Here is a 17775-nt window from a genome sequence, read left to right on the forward strand (position 1 = left end):
GTCCGCGGCCGGTCAGGACGCGAACGGACGGGCGGGCCAGGGAGCCTCGGCCGGACGCAGCGCGTCCACCCCCTCGCCGGCCTGGGCCGCGGTCAGCGACAGCACCCCCACCACCAGGCAGTTGTTGTGCAGCTCACCGGCGAGCACCCCGCGCACCAGCTCCGCCAGCGGCACCCGCGCCAGCTCCATGTCGGCCTCCTCCTCGGAGACCTCGAACCGCTCCCCCTCCGCCTCGGACAGATCCCGGGCCAGGAAGATCCGTACGGCCTCGTCGCAGCCGCCCGGTGTGGTGTAGACATCGGTCAGCACCCGCCAGTCCTCGGCCTTGACGTGCGCCTCCTCGTACAGCTCACGCTGCGCGGCGTGCAGCGGGTTCTCCCCGGGGACGTCGAGCAGCCCGGCCGGGATCTCCCACAGCCTGTGGCGTACGGGGTGGCGGTACTGGCGCAGCACCAGCACCCGGCCCTCGTCGTCGAGGGCGAGCACCGCCACCGAGCCCGGGTGGACCTGGTAGTCGCGCGTGACGCGGCTGCCGTCGGGCATGACGACCTCGTCGGTGCGCACGCTGGTCTTGTTCCCGGTGAACGGCGTCGTGGTCGCGGTGACCGTCCACTCCTCCGGGGTGTCCTTGATCGCCATGGCGCGACGTCCTCCCTGTATGTGCCTGAGCATCGACCGACGCGGAAAGCCGGGGCGCGGCCTCGTGAGGCCCCACCCCGGCAACCGTATCCGTAGCGGTGTCCGCTACTTCGCGACACCCGTCTTGCGGGCGACGGCGGCCTTGACCAGCCCGGCGAAGAGCGGGTGCGGGCGGGTCGGGCGGGAGCGCAGCTCCGGGTGCGCCTGGGTGGCGACCAGGTAGGGGTGCACCTCGCGCGGGTACTCGACGTACTCGACGAGCTTGTTGTCCGGGGAGGTGCCGGAGAACTGGAGCCCGGCCTTCTTCTCCAGCTCGCCGCGGTAGGCGTTGTTGACCTCGTAGCGGTGGCGGTGGCGCTCCTCGATGTACTCCTTGCCGCCGTAGACCTCGCGGACGATGGAGCCCTCGGCGAGCTTGGCCGGGTACATGCCCAGCCGCATCGTGCCGCCCATGTCGCCCTCACCGGCGACGATGTCCAGCTGCTCGGCCATCGTGGAGATGACCGGGTCGGCGGCGCCCGGGTCGAACTCGGTGGAGTTCGCGCCCTCGATCCCGGCGAGGTTGCGGGCCGCCTCGATGACCACGCACTGGAGGCCCAGGCACAGGCCCAGCAGCGGCAGCTTGTTCTCGCGGGCGTAGGTGATGGCGCCGACCTTGCCGTCGACACCGCGGTCGCCGAAGCCGCCGGGGATGCAGACCGCATCGCAGTCGGAGAGCTGCTCGGCGGCGCCCGCGGGCGTCTTGCAGTCGTCGGAGGTGACCCACTTCAGCTTCACGCGGGTCTTGTTCGCGAATCCGCCGGCGCGCAGCGCCTCGGTCACCGAGAGGTAGGCGTCGGGCAGGTCGATGTACTTGCCGACGAGCGCGACCTTGACCTCGTGGTCGGGGTTGTGGACGCGGTCGAGCAGATCCGCCCACTGCGTCCAGTCCACGTCGCGGAACGGCAGGTCCAGCTTGCGCACGACATAGGCGTCCAGGCCCTCGGCGTGCAGGACCTTGGGGATGTCGTAGATCGACGGGGCGTCGATGGCGGCGACCACGGCGGCCTCGTCGACGTCGCACATCAGCGAGATCTTGCGCTTGATCGCGGTGGGCACCTCGCGGTCTGCGCGCAGCACGATCGCATCGGGCTGGATACCGATGTTGCGCAGCGCCGCGACCGAGTGCTGGGTCGGCTTGGTCTTCAGCTCGCCGGACGGGCCGATGTAGGGGAGCAGCGAGATGTGCACGACGAAGACGTTGTCGCGGCCGACCTCGTGGCGGACCTGGCGGACGGTCTCCAGGAACGGCAGCGACTCGATGTCGCCGACCGTGCCGCCGACCTCGGTGATGACGACGTCGACGTCCTCGGTCGCCATCCGCCGGATGCGGTGCTTGATCTCGTTGGTGATGTGCGGGATGACCTGCACGGTGTCGCCGAGGTACTCGCCGCGGCGCTCCTTGGCGATCACGGTGTTGTAGACCTGGCCGGTGGTGACGTTCGCGCTGCCGTCGAGGTCGACGTCCAGGAAGCGCTCGTAGTGGCCGATGTCCAGGTCGGTCTCGGCGCCGTCGTTGGTGACGAAGACCTCACCGTGCTGGAACGGGTTCATCGTTCCGGGGTCGACGTTCAGGTACGGGTCGAGCTTCTGCATCGTGACCCGCAGGCCGCGCGCCTTGAGGAGCGCACCCAGGCTGGAAGCGGTGAGCCCCTTGCCGAGCGAGGAGGCGACGCCCCCGGTGACGAAGAGGTGCTTGGTCGTCGTGGCTGCATTCTTTCGAGAAGCAGAGGGCGGCATGGCCAAGAGGGGGCTCCCGTGGTCGCGAGGTGGAGAGGTGCGAGGGCAACCGGCCCGGTTTCGGGGGTGCCGTCGCTGCGGTTCGGGGGTTCTCGTGCCCACCGGTCCACGGGGTACCAGGCTATCAGCGACCGGGCATGGTCGCGCCCGGCCACGCATGGCCGATTCCATGTGACAGCCACGTGACGCAGGCCACCCGATCGGCCCACCCCACTCCTTGCGAGCGTCGCGCGGATCGCTCATCTGCGTCGTATCCTGCTCGGACACTCGCCAACGAGCCGCCCGGGAAGGCACCACCCCCGCCCGATTTCCGGTCCCGCTGCTCGGCGACGTTTCATGGGCAGGACGGACAGCACACACGTCCCATGGGGGGCGTCACTCCAGTTCGACGGGAGATGCACGTGGCCGGGCGCATCGAGGACTACGCACTCATCGGAGACATGCAGACGGCCGCCCTGGTATGCCGGGACGGCACCGTCGACTGGCTGTGTCTGCCCCGTTTCGACTCCCCGGCGGTCTTCGCGGGCCTGCTGGGCACCGAGGAGCACGGCTTCTGGCGGATGGGCCCGGCCTACGGCCCCGGCGACGGCCCCCGCCCCGCCGACCGCCGCCGCTACCGGGGGGACTCCCTGGTGCTGGAATCCGAATGGGACACCCCGCGCGGCACGGTCCGGGTGATCGACTTCATGCCGCCGCGGGACGGCGCCCCGCAGGTGATCCGCATCGTGGAGGGCGTCAGCGGCCGGGTCCCGATGCGCTCGGAGCTGCGGATGCGGTTCGCGTACGGCTGGGTGGTGCCCTGGGTCCACAAGCGCGACGGCCGCACCGTCGCCGTCGCCGGCCCCGACTCCGTATGGCTGGACACCGAGGTCGAGACCTACGGCAAGGACCTGACCACCTTCTCCGACTTCACCGTCTCGCCGGGCGAGCGGATCGCCTTCACGATCAGCTGGGAGCCCTCGCACAAGCAGCCGCCGGCCGTGGCCGAGCCGGAGGCGTCCCTGACGGCGACCGAGGAGTTCTGGCGCGAGTGGGTCGAGCACTGCACCTACCACGGCCCCTACCGCGATGCCGTGGTCCGCTCGCTGATCACCCTCAAGGCCCTCACCTACGCCCCGACAGGCGGCATCGTCGCCGCGCCCACCACGTCGCTGCCCGAGTGCATCGGCGGCGTCCGCAACTGGGACTACCGCTTCACCTGGCTCCGCGACGCCGCGATCACCCTCTCCTCCCTCCTGCGCACCGGCTATCGCGAGGAGGCCCGCGCCTGGCGCGAATGGCTGCTGCGCGCGGTGGCCGGCGATCCGGAGAACCTCCAGATCATGTACGGCATCGCCGGCGAGCGGGAGCTCGGCGAGAACGACCTCAACTGGCTTCCCGGGTACGAGAATTCACAGCCCGTTCGGGTCGGCAACGGCGCCGCCGGACAGCTCCAGCTGGATGTCTACGGCGAGGTCACCGAGGCCCTGCACCTGGCGCACATGACCGGGCTGGCCCGCAACGACTACGCCTCGCTGCTCCAGATCAAGCTGATCCAGTGGGTGGAGAAGCACTGGGACGAGCCGGACGAGGGCATCTGGGAGGTCCGCGGTCCGCGCCGGCACTTCGTCCACTCCAAGGTCATGACCTGGGTGGCCGTCGACCGCACCGTCAAGCTGATCGAGTCCGGCGATGTCGACGGGCCCCTCGAACGCTGGAAGGACCTGCGCGAGACCATCCACCGCGACGTCTGCGAGAAGGGCTACGACAAGGAGCGCAACACCTTCACCCAGTCCTACGGCTCCCAGGAACTGGACGCCTCGCTGCTCCTGATCCCCCAGATGGGCTTCCTCCCGCCCGACGACAAACGCGTCATCGGCACCATCGAGGCCATTCAGCGCGAGCTGTCCACCGGGGACGGCTTCATCCTGCGCTACCCCACCTCCGGTGAGGACGACCTCGGCGTCGACGGCCTGGAAGGCGAGGAGGGCGCCTTCCTGGCCTGCTCGTTCTGGCTCGCCGACGATCTGGCGATGATCGGCCGGGTGGAAGAGGCCCGCAGGCTCTTCGAGAAGCTGCTCTCCCTCCGCAACGACCTGGGCCTGCTCGCCGAGGAGTGGGACCCGCGGCTCAAGCGCCAGGTCGGCAACTTCCCGCAGGCGTTCAGCCATGTTCCCTTGATCGACACGGCACTGCGGCTTACGGCCAGCGGGGCCTACGGGGGTTAGCCCCACGTTTTTGTCTGCGGCGCCGCGGTTCTTCTCGCCGTTGCCCGTTCGCTGCGCTTTGCCTGAGCCGACGTTCGGGCTTTCCCACCGTTTCGCCTGCGGCGGGCGTTGCCACTTGCGCGGGGCTGTTCGGCAGCGGGACCGAGCCTCCGAACTTCGTCCTGCGGCCCGGCCCCTCCCCGTTGGGGTGGGAGAAAAACAGTGGGGGATCCGTTGGCGGTCGGGTGCCGCTTGTCGATCGCGTCATACGGAACTGGACATGCGGCGCCCGCCCCTACCGGCCTCTTACCCCCCACCCACGGGAGGGGCCGCGCCGCAGGACGGAGTCCGGAGGCGTGGCACCGCACCCGTACAACCCACGCCCGCCGCAGGCGCTACGGCGACAAACCCCCGCGGCGGGAAAGCCGACAACGTGGGGCCAAGTCAGAACGGCGTAACCGTGAGGGTGAGCTCCCTCGGCGCCCCGTCCTCGACGTACGAGGCGAAACCAGCAACGTCGTCAAAGGCGAAGCCATACGCCTTGCCGTCCTTCGTCGCCGCGTGCATGGCCTTGGCGTAGTGGTTGGTGAGCCGCTCCTGGTAGAAGGCGGCCGGGTCGGTGGTCGGCTGGGCCGCGTGCGTGGTGAGCGTGGAGCGGTTGAGGGCGGCGCCCAGGATGGCGGCGACGGGGCCGAGGGTTCCGTCGTTGGGGGCGGCGAGGGTGCCGTCGCAGAAGAGGACGTCGCGGGTGGAGGGTTTGTCGAACGCCACCGTGCCGGGCCCGGTGAAGGCGAGTTTGCCTCCGTTGACCCGTCCGGTGAACTTCCCCGCGTTCGTGGTGACGGTCAGGTCCTTGGACGCGTACGCGGACCACGCCTCGTCGATGGCCGGGGCGAGGTAGTCCTTGGCGAACAGTCCGCTGTCCAGGCCGTGTCCCGGGGCGATCACCCGCTTGTCGCCGATGACCAGCCGGTCGAAGCCCTCGGCGCCCTTGACGTCGGCGAACACCTTCGCGCGGGCGCCGTCGCGGAGCGTGCCGGTGGTCTGGTCCTTGGCGCCGCTGAGCCGGAGCGCGAGCGGGACGCTGAACATGTCGACCATGGTGGTGTTGCAGTACATCCCGCCCGCGGCGTACGTGAATTCGGCGCAGTCGTGCAGCACGTCGTAGTTGGGGTCGGAGGCGACCCAGCCCGCGGGATAGGCGAGCGCCGCCTTGCCGCTGCCGTCCGCCACGGCCTTGAGCTTGAGCTTGTCGCCGAGCGCGGTGTAGATCCGGCCGGACATCTGCGGCAGCCGGAGGGTGGTGGTGCCGCTCGCGGCGAGCGGGATGGCGTAGTCGGTGAAGCCGTCGGAACCGTTGTCGGCCAGGGCGACGGGGCGGAGTTCGCCGTCGGGGGTGACGTGCACCTGCTGGGTGCCGTCGTTGCCGACGATGTAGATCCATACGGAGGAATTGGCGTACCGGCCAGAGGAGTTGACGATGTGGAGAGGCAGGCTCGCGGCGGCCCGGCCGGCCGTGGCGGGGGAGCCGAGGGCGCGGCCGGCGAGGGTGAGGCCCGAGGCAGCGGCGGCGCCGGCGGCGAGCCCGCCGAGAAGGGTGCGGCGGGTGATCACGAGGCGGCTCCTTGGCGGGCGGCACGGTTCCGGGCGGGCGGCGCGACGGATACGGCGACATGGTCGACGAGCAGCGAGCCGCCCGGCCGGGTGGCGTCCGTGGGCGTGGCCCTACCGGCGACGCCGTCCGGGAATCCGCCGCCCATCGCGAGGTTGAGCAGGAGGAAGTGGCCGTGGTGGGTCGCCCTGGCCCAGGTGTCGGCGTCCGTCTCCGAGGACTTGACGGTGTGGTACCGCTGTCCGTCCACGTACCAGTTCAGCGATTCCGCGGCGCTGTCGGTGCGGTCGAGTTCGAGCGCGTAGGTGTGGAATCCGGCCTGGCAGGCGGTGCCGGGGCAGGCGCGGGAGGATCCCTTGCCCTGGGTCTCGTTGCACGGCCCGCCCGGGCTGACGCCGCAGTGCAGCGTGCCCCAGACCTTGTCGATGCCGTTGACGTTCTCCATCACGTCGAATTCGCCGATGCCCGGCCAGTTCCGGTAGTTGCCCCGGTAGGCGTCGCCGAGCGTCCAGAAGGCCGGCCAGTAGCCGAGGGCGGCGTCCCCGGAGAGGTCCGGCATCCGGATGCTCGCCTCGATGCGCAGCTTGCCGCCGGCCGGGGCGGCGAAGTCGGTGCGGCGGGACTCGATCCGGCCGGAGGTCCAGGTGGCGCCGTCCTTCAGGGCGCTGATCCGGAGGTGGCCGGCGCCGTCGAGCTGGAGGTTCTCGGGGCGGTCGGTGTACGTCTCGCGCTCGCCGGTGCCCCAGTTGGCGGGGCCGCCCGGGTAGCCGGTACCGGTGTCGGTGATCCAGTCGTCGGCGGAGGGCCGCGATCCTGCGGCGCCGTCGAAGTCGGTACGCCACACCTCTTTGAAGGGGGTGGGGGCGGCGCTCGCCGTGGTGGTCGCCTGCCCTGCGGAGGCCGTGGGGAGGGCGACGGCGTAGGCGGCGACGAGGGCGGTGCCCGCGACCAAGAGCACCGCTCTCTTTCGCACGGGTATGGCCTTCCGTTCCCTGATCTTCATGCTCATGACATTCTCCTCCTCGGTGCAGTGGGGGGTAGTGAGGAGTCCAGGGGGATACGGATGATGAGAGCGCTCTCACCCGTACCAGGGGGAACCCTGCCGACTCGGCGACATGCCGTCAAGACATCGCGTCAAAAAAGGAGTTGGACGGTGCCCGATGACAACTTCTGAACCCAGCAGGCCCCGCCGCCCGCACGACCGGCGGCCCACCCTGGAGGCGGTCGCGGCGCGCGCCGGCGTCTCGCGGGCGACGGTCTCGCGGGTGGTCAACGGCGGTACGGGCGTGCGGGACGCGGTCCGCGAGCGGGTCCGCCGGGCGGTGGACGAGCTGGGGTATGTGCCCAACAGCGCGGCCCGCTCGCTGGTCACCCGCCGCACCGGCGCGGTCGCGGTGGTCATCGGCGAGCCGGAGACCCGGGTCTTCTCCGATCCGTTCTTCGGCCGCCAGCTGCGCGGTATCAGCCGCGAACTGTCCGCCGCCGACACCCAGCTCCTGCTGCTGTTCGTCCAGCACCGCGACGACCACGCCCGCATCGGCCGCTATCTGGCGGCCGGACATGTCGACGGCGCACTGATGTTCTCACTGCACGACGGCGATCCGCTGCCCGCCATGGCCGAGCGGTGCCAGCTGCCCACCGTCTACGGCGGCCGCCCCGACTGGCCGGGCGCCGACCGCGCACCGCGGCCGCTGTTCGTCGACACCGACAACCGCGACGGCGCCCGTCAGGCCGTACGCCATCTCCTCGACCGCGGCCGCCGCCGGATCGCCGTGATCACCGGCCCGCTCGACCAGACCTCCGCGCTCGACCGTCTCGACGGCTACCGCGACGCCCTGGGCGTCGCCGATCCCGACCCCCGTCTGATCGCCGACGGCGGATTCACCGCGGAGGGCGGCGAGCGGGCGATGGCCCGGCTCCTGGCCGCCGCCCCCGACCTGGACGCCGTCTTCGTCTGTTCCGATCTGATGGCGAGCGGCGCGTTGCGCACCCTGCGGGCCCAGGGGCGCCGGGTGCCGGGCGATGTGGCGGTGGTGGGCTACGACGACCTCGAACCCGCGGCCTGGGCGGATCCGCCGCTGACCACCGTGCGGCAGGACGTCGAGGAGATGGGCCGCCTGATGGCCCGGCTCCTGCTGCGGCGGCTGGGGGCCGGACCGGAGGCGGGCGAGGAGCTCGCGCCGGTGATCACGGCGGCGCGGCTGGTGGTACGGGAGTCCTCGTAGGAAGTCATCGCGTACCGTTCGTCGCCATGGGGCCGCAAGCACAGGAAGCGCACGTCGACGCCGAGATCACGGTACGCAGGGCACTGGAGCTGCCCGCGCTGCGGCGTGGGCTGCCGGAGGTCCTGGCCGGGCAGGACCGGCTGGACCGGCCGGTGCGCTGGGTCCATGCGGGCGAGGTGCCGCATATCGCCTCGCTGCTCAAGGGCGGTGAGCTGCTGCTGACCACCGGCCTGGGGCTGGGCGCCCGGCCGTCGGACCAGCGCGCCTTCATCCGTAAGCTCGCCGACCGCGAGATCGCCGCTCTCGTCGTGGAGCTCGGCTCGCGATTCGACTCGCTGCCCTCGGCGATGATCGACAGCGCCCGGGAGTGCGGTCTGCCGCTGATCCAGCTGCACCGCGAGGTCCCCTACGTCACGGTCACCGAGGCCATCCACACCGAGATCGTCAACAGCCACTACGCGCTGCTGCGCCGGGCCGACGAGATCCTGCGCCGCTGCCGGGACGTGCTGCTGCGCGGCGGGGGCGCCCCCGAGGTGCTGCGGCTGCTCGCCGTCTTCACCGGCAATCCCCTCTGCCTGGAGGCCCCCGACGGCAGCCCGCTCTACGCGGCCGGCCCCGAGAGCGGCGACGAGGACGCGCCCGCCGAAGCGGATCCCCTGCTGGCCTGGGAGGGCCTGCGCGACACCGGTGTACGGATCGACATCCCCGGGGGAGGCCACGGCCCCGACGCCGTCCGCGCCCGGCTGGTCCTGCTCCCCGTCAATGCGCCGCTGGCGCCCGTCCACCGGATCGCCGCCGAACGCGCCGCCGACCTCCTGGCCGTCGTCATGCTCCAGTCCCGTCAGGAGGAGGTGCTGGCCGCCCGCGGGCGCGGCGACTTCCTGGCCGATCTGGCCGAGGGCCGGATCTCCGCGGCCGAGGCCCCGGCCCAGGCCCGGCTGCTCGGCTTCCGCCCCGGCGCGGAACCCGTCCTGCCGGTCGTCATGCGGCTGCCCGCCGGTCTGCCCACCCCCGGCAGCTGGGCCGTCCTCGCCCAGGCTCTGCGCGAGGAACTCGCCGCCCCCGGGGTGCCCGTGCTGCTGGGCGTACGGCCGGTGGAAGGCCGGGTTCCGATCCTGGTGGCGCTGCGCGCGGGCCAGGACCGTGCGGCGCTCGCCGACCGGATCGCCGAGGCGCTGCGCGCCGGCATCGTCCGCGCGGGGCTGGACCGTCCGGCCGCACAGCGCCCGGTGGTCGTCGTCGGCGCCGCGGGCGACTGGGCGGCCGCCGGCCCCGGGCTGCGGCATGCGGCACAGGCGGCGGACGCGGCCCAGGGCCTGCCCGACCAGCCGTGGTACGACGCCCGCCGGCTCGATATCGAACTGCTGCTGTGGCGCATGCGCGAACAAGGTGAGCAGGACGTCCTGACCGACTTCGTCGACCGCGCCATCGGCCCCCTCCTGGCCCACGACCGCGGCGCCCGCCAGCCCCTGCTGCCCACCCTGGAGGCCTATCTGGCCAGCGCAGGCCGCAAGGCCGAGACCGCCCGCGATCTCAACGTCAACCGCCAGACCCTCTACGACCGTCTCGCCCGTATCGCCCAGCTCCTGGGCACCGATCTGGAGGACCCTCAGACGGTGCTCGGCCTGCGCCTGGCCCTGCGGGCGCGGCGGCACACGGACCGGCCGTAGGGCCCGTCCGGTGGGTCGGCGTGGGCCCGCCCCTGTGCGCCCTATCCCGCGACGGTTTCGGCCGCGGTGCCGATGCCGAGGGCGACCAGCACGCCGCCCGTCGTCCGCTCCAGCGTGCGGTGGACCCGGGGGCGCCGCAGCCGCTCCAGGAGGCGGCCCGCGCAGACCACGACCAGCAGCAACCAGACCGCCGCGATGACCGCATCGAGGGCCCCCAGCAGCAGCGTGCCCCCCAGGACCGAATGCCCCTCGGGCAGGAACTGCGGCACCACGGCCACGAAGAAGATGCCGACCTTCGGGTTGAGCAGACAGCTCAACAGCCCCTGCCGGAAGGCGCGGACGGGCCCCAGGGGCGCGCGGTCCGCGGCCTCTTCCGCCGCCGGTTCGGCGCCCGTTCCCGGCGCCGCGGCGGACCGCCGGTGGGCCCACAGCGCCTGCCCGCCCAGCACCACCAGATAGGCCGCGCCCGCCAGCCGGACGACCGTGAACGCCGTGTCCCAGCGCTGGAGCGCCGCCGCGAGCCCGACCGCCGCGGCGGCCGCCCAGGCGAGCGACCCGAGTGCGGCGCCGAGGGCGGTGGCGGCGCCCGAACGGCGGCCGCCCCGTACGCAGTTGCGCAGCACCAGCAGGGTGTCCGGCCCCGGCGTCATCGTCATCAGCAGCGCGAACAGCGCAAACCCCCATATCGCCACCGTCACGGCGCTCTCCCCTCGTCAGCGGGCCTCCGGTTCGGGCGAGCCTAGCGGGTGGCACTGGGCGCGGACTCGCCGGTGACATCGTCTGTACCTACTAGTATGTACGGGCCAACGTGTGCGTGCACGAAACGTGTACGTGTACGTGTACGAACAGAGGAGACCGCCATGCCCTTCGTCCGTATCGATGCCATGGGTGCCGGCCGGGAGCGCCTCGACGCGCTCGGCCGCGCCGTGCACGACGCCCTCGAGGAGACCCTCGGCATTCCGCCCGACGACCGCTTCCAGGTCCTCGTCGGTCACGACGGCACCGCGAGCACGCTGCGCTACGGCACCTACTTCGGGCCGGACCGCGACGACGGCATCGTGTACATCGCGATCACCATGCGGGCCGGCCGCACACCCGGGCAGAAGCAGGCGCTGTACCGGCGGATCGCCGAACTCGCCCAGGCGTACGCGGGAACCGCGCCGCGCAATGTGTTCGTGACCGTGACCGAGAACGCGGCGGCCGACTGGTCGCTCGGCGACGGGCTGGCGCAGTACGTGCTGCACCCCGAGGCCGCCCGCCTGCCCGCGGCGGCCGACGGCCCCTGATCACGCGGACTGCAAGGGTGCGGTCAACTCGTCGTACACGCTCAGGACCTGGGCGACCGTATCGTCCTCGGTCGGCCAGCCGGCCGCCTGGAGGCGGCCCGCCGCGGCCAGCGCATCCCGGCGGGCCGGGTCGGCGAGGAGGGCCAGGACGCGACGGGCCAGGGCGGCGGCGTCCCCGTAGCGGACGAGTTCGGCGGCCTGGCCGACCAGTTCGCGGGTGCCGCCGGTGTCGGTGGCCACCAGGGGGACGCCGGCCCGCAGCGCCTCCTGGGCGATCAGGGAGCGCGCCTCCCAGCGGCTGGGCAGCAGCACCAGGTCGGCGGCGGCGAGGAGTTCGGGGACGTCGTCGCGGCGGCCCAGCAGCAGGACCGGCAGCTGCTCGGCGTCGATCCGCCGCTGGAGCGCGGCGTGCTGCTCCCCCTCGCCCGCGATGGCGAGCAGCGGCTGCGGATCGAGCGCACACCAGGCGTGCGCGGCATCGAGCAGCAGGTCGTGGCTCTGGTGCGGTTCGAGGCGGCCGACCGCGAGCAGCAACGGCCGGTCCACCGCGCCCAGATCGGCCCGTTCCTTGCGCCGCATCCGGTCATGATCCTCCGGCTCGGACGGGGCGTGGGAGGGGCGGGGGCAGGGGATCGCGACCGGCGCCAGCCGGGCGTCCCGCGCACCCCGCTCGCGCGCCCGGTCCACCAGGGCCGAGCAGGCCCCCAGGACGACGGAGGCCGCCCGGGCCACCCGCCGTTCCATCAGATGCACGAGCCGGGCCCGCGCGCCCTCGGAGTGCGCCTTGGTGTGCCAGGTGATGACCAGCGGAACGTGCGCGCCCCGGGGGCCGCGCAGCCCGCGCAGCGCCATCGCTGCCCGCATCCCGGCCCGCAGTCCGTGCGCATGCACCAGGTCGGCGTCCCAGCAGGCGCTGCGCAGCAGGGCCACCCCGGCCGGTTCCATACGCGGGCCGACCTGCCGGAACCGTGCGCCCGCGCCGGTGAAGTCATAGGTCCGCTCGGCGTCCGCGGTGGCGCAGACGGTGACCCGTACGCCGCGCGCCACCAGGCCGGCGGTCAGCGAGCGGACGTGTGCGGCGCTGCCGGCGCTGCCGTGGCCGAGCACCTGGACCGTGCGCAGCGGCGACTGGCCGTGCGGCGGCGTGCGGGTGCTGGTCACGAGGTCGGGGCTCCTGGGTCGGGGACGGTAGGGACCGTACCGGTGGTGCGGTCCGAGTACTACAAGGCGCTGCGGCACGCTGCCGGTCGCCCGCACGACGTCCCCCGACCGGGCGGGCAGGGCGAGCGCGCCCGGTGCCGCGCACCGCGCCCAGGATGCCAGCCCCGCGGCACCGGTTCGGCACGCTCCGGACGCCCCGGCGGTGGGATCCCACGGCCCCGGGCACCGCGGGATCACCCACATGGGCGATAAATCGGGGGCTTCCCGGGGCTGCCAACGGGGCCGGAGAGCTGGCCGGAACTCGCCGCCCGGGGCGGGCACGGGCGCCCCCGCGTCTCAGATCGTGGCCGCCGCCCGGCTGACGCGGTCCCCGGCCGCCGCGGCGGCCACCAGCCCCGCGGCGTGCGCGGCCAGCCCCGTACGCCCGTTCCCGGCGACGATGGCGAGCCCCAGGGCCGCACCGAGCGCATGCGCCCCGGCGTCCCCGAGCATGGTGCGCTCCGCCAGATCGTCGCCCAGGACCGCGCCCGCGGCCCCCAGGGCCGCACCGGACAGGACCCCGGCCGCGCCGCCGCGCAGCAGCCCCGGCGCGCCGAGGGCCAGGACGGCGCCGGTGGCTCGGCCCGGCCGGACGTCCAGGAGGTTCACCAGGTGGGCGGAGCCCGCGATCACCACACCGGCGAGCAGTTTGTCCGCCGGGCGCGGCTTGAGCAGCGCGCCCGCGGCGAGCCCGGCGGCGCCGATGCCGAACAGCTTCACCGCCCCGCTGGTGACCTCCTTCCGGCGCAGCGCCGAGAGGTGCGCCCGGAATCCGCGCCGGGGGTCGCCGGCGCCGAGGAGGTCGTCGTACGCCCCGCAGCCCCCGGCGGCCAGCACCGCCAGGGCGGCGGCGCCCCGGGTGCGGGCGGACAGTCCCGGTGCGGTGGCGGCGGTGAGCGCGGTACCCGCGGCCGTCGCGAGCCCGGCATGGAGCTGGACCGAGCGCCCCGCGTAGTTCGTGCGGTCCCACCGGGCGGCCCCGCCCGGTGGCCGCCGCCGCAGCGCCCCGTAGGCGGCCCGGGTCGCCCCCGCCGCCGTGAGCACCGCCGAGATCCGTTTCAGCACCGCGCCGCCCGTCGCCGCCACCATGGCACTCCCCTCGCCCGGCACCGTGCCGGTCCCCGGTCCGGCCAGCCTAGAGCCGGCGCCCATCCGGGCCGCGCCCGGCTGCGGTCCCGGTGCACGAGGCGTGCCTAACGGCCCGTGCGCGCCGTCTCCAGCAGTTCCTCGGCGTGCGCCCGGGCCGTCTCGGAGTCCTCCTGGCCGGCCAGCATCCGGGAGAGTTCGCGCACCCGCTCCTCGCCCTCCAGGACGGTGACCCCGCTCCTGGTGACCGAGCCGTCGTTGGTCTTCTCCACCAGGAGCTGCCGGTCCGCGAACGCCGCGACCTGCGGGAGGTGGGTGACCACCACGACCTGCGCGGACCGGGCGAGCCGGGCCAGCCGCCGGCCGACCTCGACGGCCGCCTTGCCGCCGACGCCCGCGTCGACCTCGTCGAAGAGATAGGTCGGTACGGGGTCGGAGCCGGCGAAGACCACCTCGACGGCGAGCATCACCCGGGAGAGCTCACCGCCGGAGGCGCCCTTGGCGATCGGGCGGGGCGGGGCGCCCGGGTGCGGGGCCAGGAGGAGTTCGACCTCGTCGGCGCCGTGCGGCCCGTAGGCCACCGTGCGGCCGCCGACCTCGATACCGTCCGCGGCGTCGGCCGTGGCGGGCAGTTCCGTCTGCCGGATCTGCACGCCGACCCGGGCGTGCGGCATGGCCAGTTCGCCGAGCTCGGCGGTCACCGCGTCGGCGAAGCGCTTCGACGATACGGTCCGGGCGTCGGTCAACTCCTGTGCCAGTCCGCCCAGTTCACTGCGGAGCGCATCGCGCTCGGCGGTCAGCTCGCCGATCCGGTCGTCGTCGCCGTCCAGCTCGGCAAGGCGCTCGGCGCTCTCCTCGGCCCAGGCCAGGACGCCCGCGATGTCCTCGCCGTACTTGCGGGTGAGGTGGTTGAGGGCGGCCCGCCGCTCCTCCACGGCGGCCAGCCGCAGCGGGTCGGCGTCCAGCCCGTCCGCGTAACTGGCCAGCTCGCCCGCGACATCCGCCATCAGGATGCCGATCTCGGCGAGCCGGCCGGCCAGCGCGGACAGCTCGGGGTCATGGCTGCGAACGGCGTCGAGCGCCCGGTGGGCCCCGGCGACCAGGGTGGTGCCGTCGACGCCCTCGGGGTCCTCGGGGTTTCCGGCCAGCGCGGCGTGTGCGGCGGAGGCGGCGGAGGCCAGCGCCTCGGCGTGACCCAGCCGCTCGGCCTCGGCGGCGAGCTCGGTGTCCTCGCCGGGCTGCGGTTCGGCGGCGGCGATCTCGTCCAGGCCGAAGCGCAGCAGATCGGCCTCCTGGGAGCGCTCGCGGGCCCGGGTCGTCAGCTCCTCCAGCTCGGCGGCGACCGCGCGCAGCCGCTTGTGGGCGGCGGCGTACTTGGCGAGCGGGACGGCGACGGCGTCCCCGGCGTAACGGTCCAGTGCCTGGCGCTGCCGGGCCGGGCGCAGCAGGCCCTGCTGATCGGTCTGGCCGTGCACGGCGACCAGATCGTCCGCCAACTCGCCCAGCAGGCCGACCGGTACGGACCGGCCGCCCAGATGGGCGCGCGAGCGGCCCTCGGCGGAGACGGTGCGGCTGATCAGCAGCGCCCCGTCGTCCAGCTCCGCGCCGGCCTCCTCGGCCCGCAGGGCCGCCGGAGCCGTGGGGGCGACGGTGACCCTGCCCTCCACCACGGCCGATCTGGCGCCGATCCGCACCAGGGCGGGATCCGCGCGCCCGCCGAGCAGCAGGCCGAGGCTGGTGACGACCATGGTCTTACCCGCGCCCGTCTCGCCGGTCACCGCCGTGAAGCCCGGGGACAGCTCGACAACGGCGTCGTCAATGACGCCCAGGGACCGGATCCGCATCTCCTCCAACACGGATACGACCATACGAGGTCCGGGGGCCGCCCCGCGACGGCCTCCCCTTTTTCGTCACACCGGGTGACGGACCGGGTGCGGGCGGGTGCGACGCTGGAGCGGCGCTAGTGCGGCGCCCCCCGCCACCCGGCCACCGGCAGGGCGAACTTGGCCACCAGCCGGTCCGTGAAGGAGGCATGGTGCAGCCGCGCCAGGCGGACGGGCACGGCGCCGCGGCGGACTTCCACGCGGGCGCCCGCGGGAAGTTCGACGGTGCGGCGGCCGTCGCACCACAGCACGCCGTGCGGGGTCTTGGGCTGGACCTCGACCGCCAGCACCGACCGCGGGGAGGTGACCAGCGGCTTGGCGAAGAGGGCGTGCGCGCTGATCGGCACCATCAGCAGCGCCTCGACCTCGGGCCAGACCACCGGGCCGCCCGCCGAGAAGGCGTACGCGGTCGAGCCGGTCGGGGTCGCGCAGACCACGCCGTCGCCGCCGAAGCGGGAGACGGGCCGGCCGTCGACCTCGGTGACGACCTCCAGCATCCGCTCCCGCGCGGCCTTCTCCACGGACGCCTCGTTCAGGGCCCAATCGGTGTGCACCACGGTGCCGTTGTTGCGGACGAGGACATCGAGGGTCATCCGCTCCTCGACCTCGTACGCACGGGAGACGACCCGGTCGACCACCTTGTCGAGGTCGTCGCGTTCCGCCTCCGCCAGGAAGCCGACCCGGCCGAGATTGACGCCGAGCATCGGCACCCCGGACGTCCGGGCGAAGTCCGCACCGCGCAGCAGCGTCCCGTCGCCGCCGAGGACCACCAGCAGTTCGCAGCCCTCGGCGGCGCACTGCTCGGACTCGACGCGCTGGACCGCCGCCGGCAGCGGCAGATCCGCCGCCTCCTCGGCCAGCACCCGCACCCCGATGCCGTTGCGCAGCAGCCCCTGGACGACGAGTTCGGCGCTGCGGACGGCCGCGGGGCGGCCGGTGTGCGCGAGCAGGAAGACGGTCCGCTTCGCGGCGTCGTCTTCGTGTCGTGCGCTGCCTTCAACTGCCTGGGTTGTGGTCAACGAGGCCCCTCCGCCACTGCACGGTCGACGTCGGCCGGGTCGAGTGCAGGCGCCCCGGCGCGCAGCCACAGAAAGTACTCGACATTACCGGAGGGGCCCGGCAGCGGGCTCGCGGTCACGCCACATACGCCGAGCCCCAGCTCGGCGGCGCGCGCCGCGACGCCGCGCACCGCCCCGGCCCGCAGCTCGGCGCTGCGCACCACCCCGCCGCTGCCCAGCCGTTCCTTGCCCACCTCGAACTGCGGCTTGACCATCAGGACGAGATCGGCGTCGGGGGCGGTGCAGGAGACGAGCGCGGGCAGCACCAGGCCGAGCGGAATGAAGGAGAGGTCGCCGACGACGAGGTCGACGGGGTGCGAGTCGATCTGGTCGAGCGTCAGCTCACGGACGTTGGTGCGGTCCTTGACGGTGACCCGGTCGTCGCTCTGGAGGGACCAGGCGAGCTGTCCGTAGCCGACATCGACGGCGACCACATGGCCGGCCCCGGCGCGCAGCAGGACGTCGGTGAAGCCGCCGGTGGAGGCGCCGGCGTCGAGAGCCCGGCGGCCCTTGATCCGCAGTCCCTGCGGGACAAAAGCCGCGAAGGCGCCCGCCAGCTTGTGACCGCCGCGCGAGACGTAGTCGGGGTCGCCGTCGTTCTCGCGGACGACCACGGCCGCGCTGGTCTCGACCTGGGTGGCGGGCTTGGTCGCGGTGGTCCCGCCGACGGTCACCCGTCCCGCGGCGATCAGCTGGCTCGCGTGCTCGCGCGAGCGGGCCAGCTTGCGGCGCACCAGCTCCGCGTCGAGTCGGCGTCGTGCCACTCCTGCCACCGGTTCAGCTCCTGTTGTCGTACGGCGTCGGGGAAGGTGAGGAAGGAGCGGGCGGCCCGGGGCGCTGGTCGAGGGCGGCCAGCGCCTCGCGCAGCCCACGGTGTACATCCTCGTACACCGGGAGATGGCCGCTGACCGGCAGGTGGTCGGCATCGGCAAGACGCCGCAGCGGGGCGTCGACGGCCGCCTGCCCGGTCGGGGTGGTGCCGACGCCGAGCGGCCGCGGTCCGGCGGGCTCGGCGGACGCGTCGGGCCCGGCGGCCTCCCCCGGCCCCGCGGGCTCCCCCGTCGCATCCCCCTCCACTGCTGCCGGCTCGGGTCCGGACATCGGCTCTTCCATACCCAAGACGCTACCGCGGCCGCCCGCGCCCACAGCGA

15 protein-coding genes are annotated in these 17775 nt (G+C 73.5%); 4 read left to right on the plus strand and 11 right to left on the minus strand.

The genetic code is table 11. From position 1 onward, the window contains the following. Positions 1-12: 12 nt before the first annotated feature. Both SNA_RS12210 and SNA_RS12215 read right to left on the minus strand, forming a co-directional pair. Positions 13-639, minus strand: a complete 627-nt coding sequence (locus tag SNA_RS12210) for an NUDIX domain-containing protein (protein ID WP_030067839.1) — start codon at positions 637-639, stop codon at positions 13-15. 105 nt (positions 640-744) lie between these two features. After that, complete coding sequence (locus tag SNA_RS12215; RefSeq protein ID WP_030067838.1) at positions 745-2418, minus strand: CTP synthase; 1674 nt, start codon at positions 2416-2418, stop codon at positions 745-747. A 395-nt stretch (positions 2419-2813) separates the two neighbouring features. Here SNA_RS12215 and SNA_RS12220 point away from each other — a divergent pair, with 395 nt between their 5' ends. Further along, the gene (locus tag SNA_RS12220; protein ID WP_044364785.1) at positions 2814-4625 is read left to right on the plus strand and encodes a glycoside hydrolase family 15 protein; all 1812 of its coding nucleotides are present in this window, start codon (positions 2814-2816) and stop codon (positions 4623-4625) included. 423 nt (positions 4626-5048) lie between these two features. Here the strand turns inward: SNA_RS12220 and SNA_RS12225 are convergent, their stop codons facing one another. Next, on the minus strand, positions 5049-6218 hold the full coding sequence (locus tag SNA_RS12225) for a beta-1,3-glucanase family protein (protein ID WP_030072840.1): 1170 nt from the start codon (positions 6216-6218) through the stop codon (positions 5049-5051). Further along, positions 6215-7225: a glycoside hydrolase family 16 protein gene (locus tag SNA_RS12230; protein WP_030072843.1), complete on the minus strand. Its 1011-nt coding sequence runs from the start codon at positions 7223-7225 to the stop codon at positions 6215-6217. The genes SNA_RS12225 and SNA_RS12230 overlap by 4 nt, the downstream gene beginning before the upstream one ends. A gap of 151 nt (positions 7226-7376) precedes the next feature. Here SNA_RS12230 and SNA_RS12235 point away from each other — a divergent pair, with 151 nt between their 5' ends. Further along, positions 7377-8441, plus strand: a complete 1065-nt coding sequence (locus tag SNA_RS12235) for a LacI family DNA-binding transcriptional regulator (RefSeq protein ID WP_044364788.1) — start codon at positions 7377-7379, stop codon at positions 8439-8441. A gap of 26 nt (positions 8442-8467) precedes the next feature. Continuing rightward, on the plus strand, positions 8468-10111 hold the full coding sequence (locus SNA_RS12240; protein WP_044364791.1) for a PucR family transcriptional regulator: 1644 nt from the start codon (positions 8468-8470) through the stop codon (positions 10109-10111). A gap of 41 nt (positions 10112-10152) precedes the next feature. Here SNA_RS12240 and SNA_RS12245 read toward each other — a convergent pair whose 3' ends face one another. Beyond that, positions 10153-10809, minus strand: a complete 657-nt coding sequence (locus SNA_RS12245) for a LysE family translocator (protein ID WP_037794277.1) — start codon at positions 10807-10809, stop codon at positions 10153-10155. 162 nt (positions 10810-10971) lie between these two features. On the opposite strand from SNA_RS12245, the gene SNA_RS12250 reads away from it, so the two are divergent. Then, positions 10972-11397: a tautomerase family protein gene (locus tag SNA_RS12250; protein WP_030072855.1), complete on the plus strand. Its 426-nt coding sequence runs from the start codon at positions 10972-10974 to the stop codon at positions 11395-11397. Here SNA_RS12250 and SNA_RS12255 read toward each other — a convergent pair whose 3' ends face one another. The 6 genes from SNA_RS12255 to SNA_RS12280 all read right to left on the minus strand — a co-directional run bounded on the left by SNA_RS12255 (position 11398) and on the right by SNA_RS12280 (position 17737). Further along, on the minus strand, positions 11398-12558 hold the full coding sequence (locus SNA_RS12255) for a glycosyltransferase family 4 protein (RefSeq protein WP_044364815.1): 1161 nt from the start codon (positions 12556-12558) through the stop codon (positions 11398-11400). Between the two features lie 336 nt (positions 12559-12894). Continuing rightward, positions 12895-13686 carry a hypothetical protein gene (locus tag SNA_RS12260; protein WP_044364818.1) on the minus strand — a complete coding sequence of 264 codons (792 nt, stop codon included), beginning with the start codon at positions 13684-13686 and terminating at the stop codon, positions 12895-12897. Between the two features lie 104 nt (positions 13687-13790). Next, entirely contained in the window at positions 13791-15551 is a 1761-nt protein-coding gene (gene recN / locus SNA_RS12265; protein ID WP_044364820.1) for a DNA repair protein RecN, read from the minus strand. Positions 15552-15643: 92 nt separating this feature from the next. Next, on the minus strand, positions 15644-16585 hold the full coding sequence (locus SNA_RS12270) for an NAD kinase (protein WP_078969862.1): 942 nt from the start codon (positions 16583-16585) through the stop codon (positions 15644-15646). Next, positions 16582-17397, minus strand: coding sequence for a TlyA family RNA methyltransferase (locus SNA_RS12275; RefSeq protein ID WP_044364823.1), 816 nt, complete (start codon positions 17395-17397; stop codon positions 16582-16584). Before SNA_RS12275 ends, SNA_RS12270 begins: the two co-directional genes overlap by 4 nt. 4 nt (positions 17398-17401) lie before the next feature. After that, the gene (locus SNA_RS12280) at positions 17402-17737 is read right to left on the minus strand and encodes a hypothetical protein (protein ID WP_044364828.1); all 336 of its coding nucleotides are present in this window, start codon (positions 17735-17737) and stop codon (positions 17402-17404) included. Positions 17738-17775 lie beyond the last annotated feature (38 nt).

Source organism: Streptomyces natalensis ATCC 27448, assembly GCF_000935125.1.
GTDB classification, from domain to species: domain Bacteria; phylum Actinomycetota; class Actinomycetes; order Streptomycetales; family Streptomycetaceae; genus Streptomyces; species Streptomyces natalensis.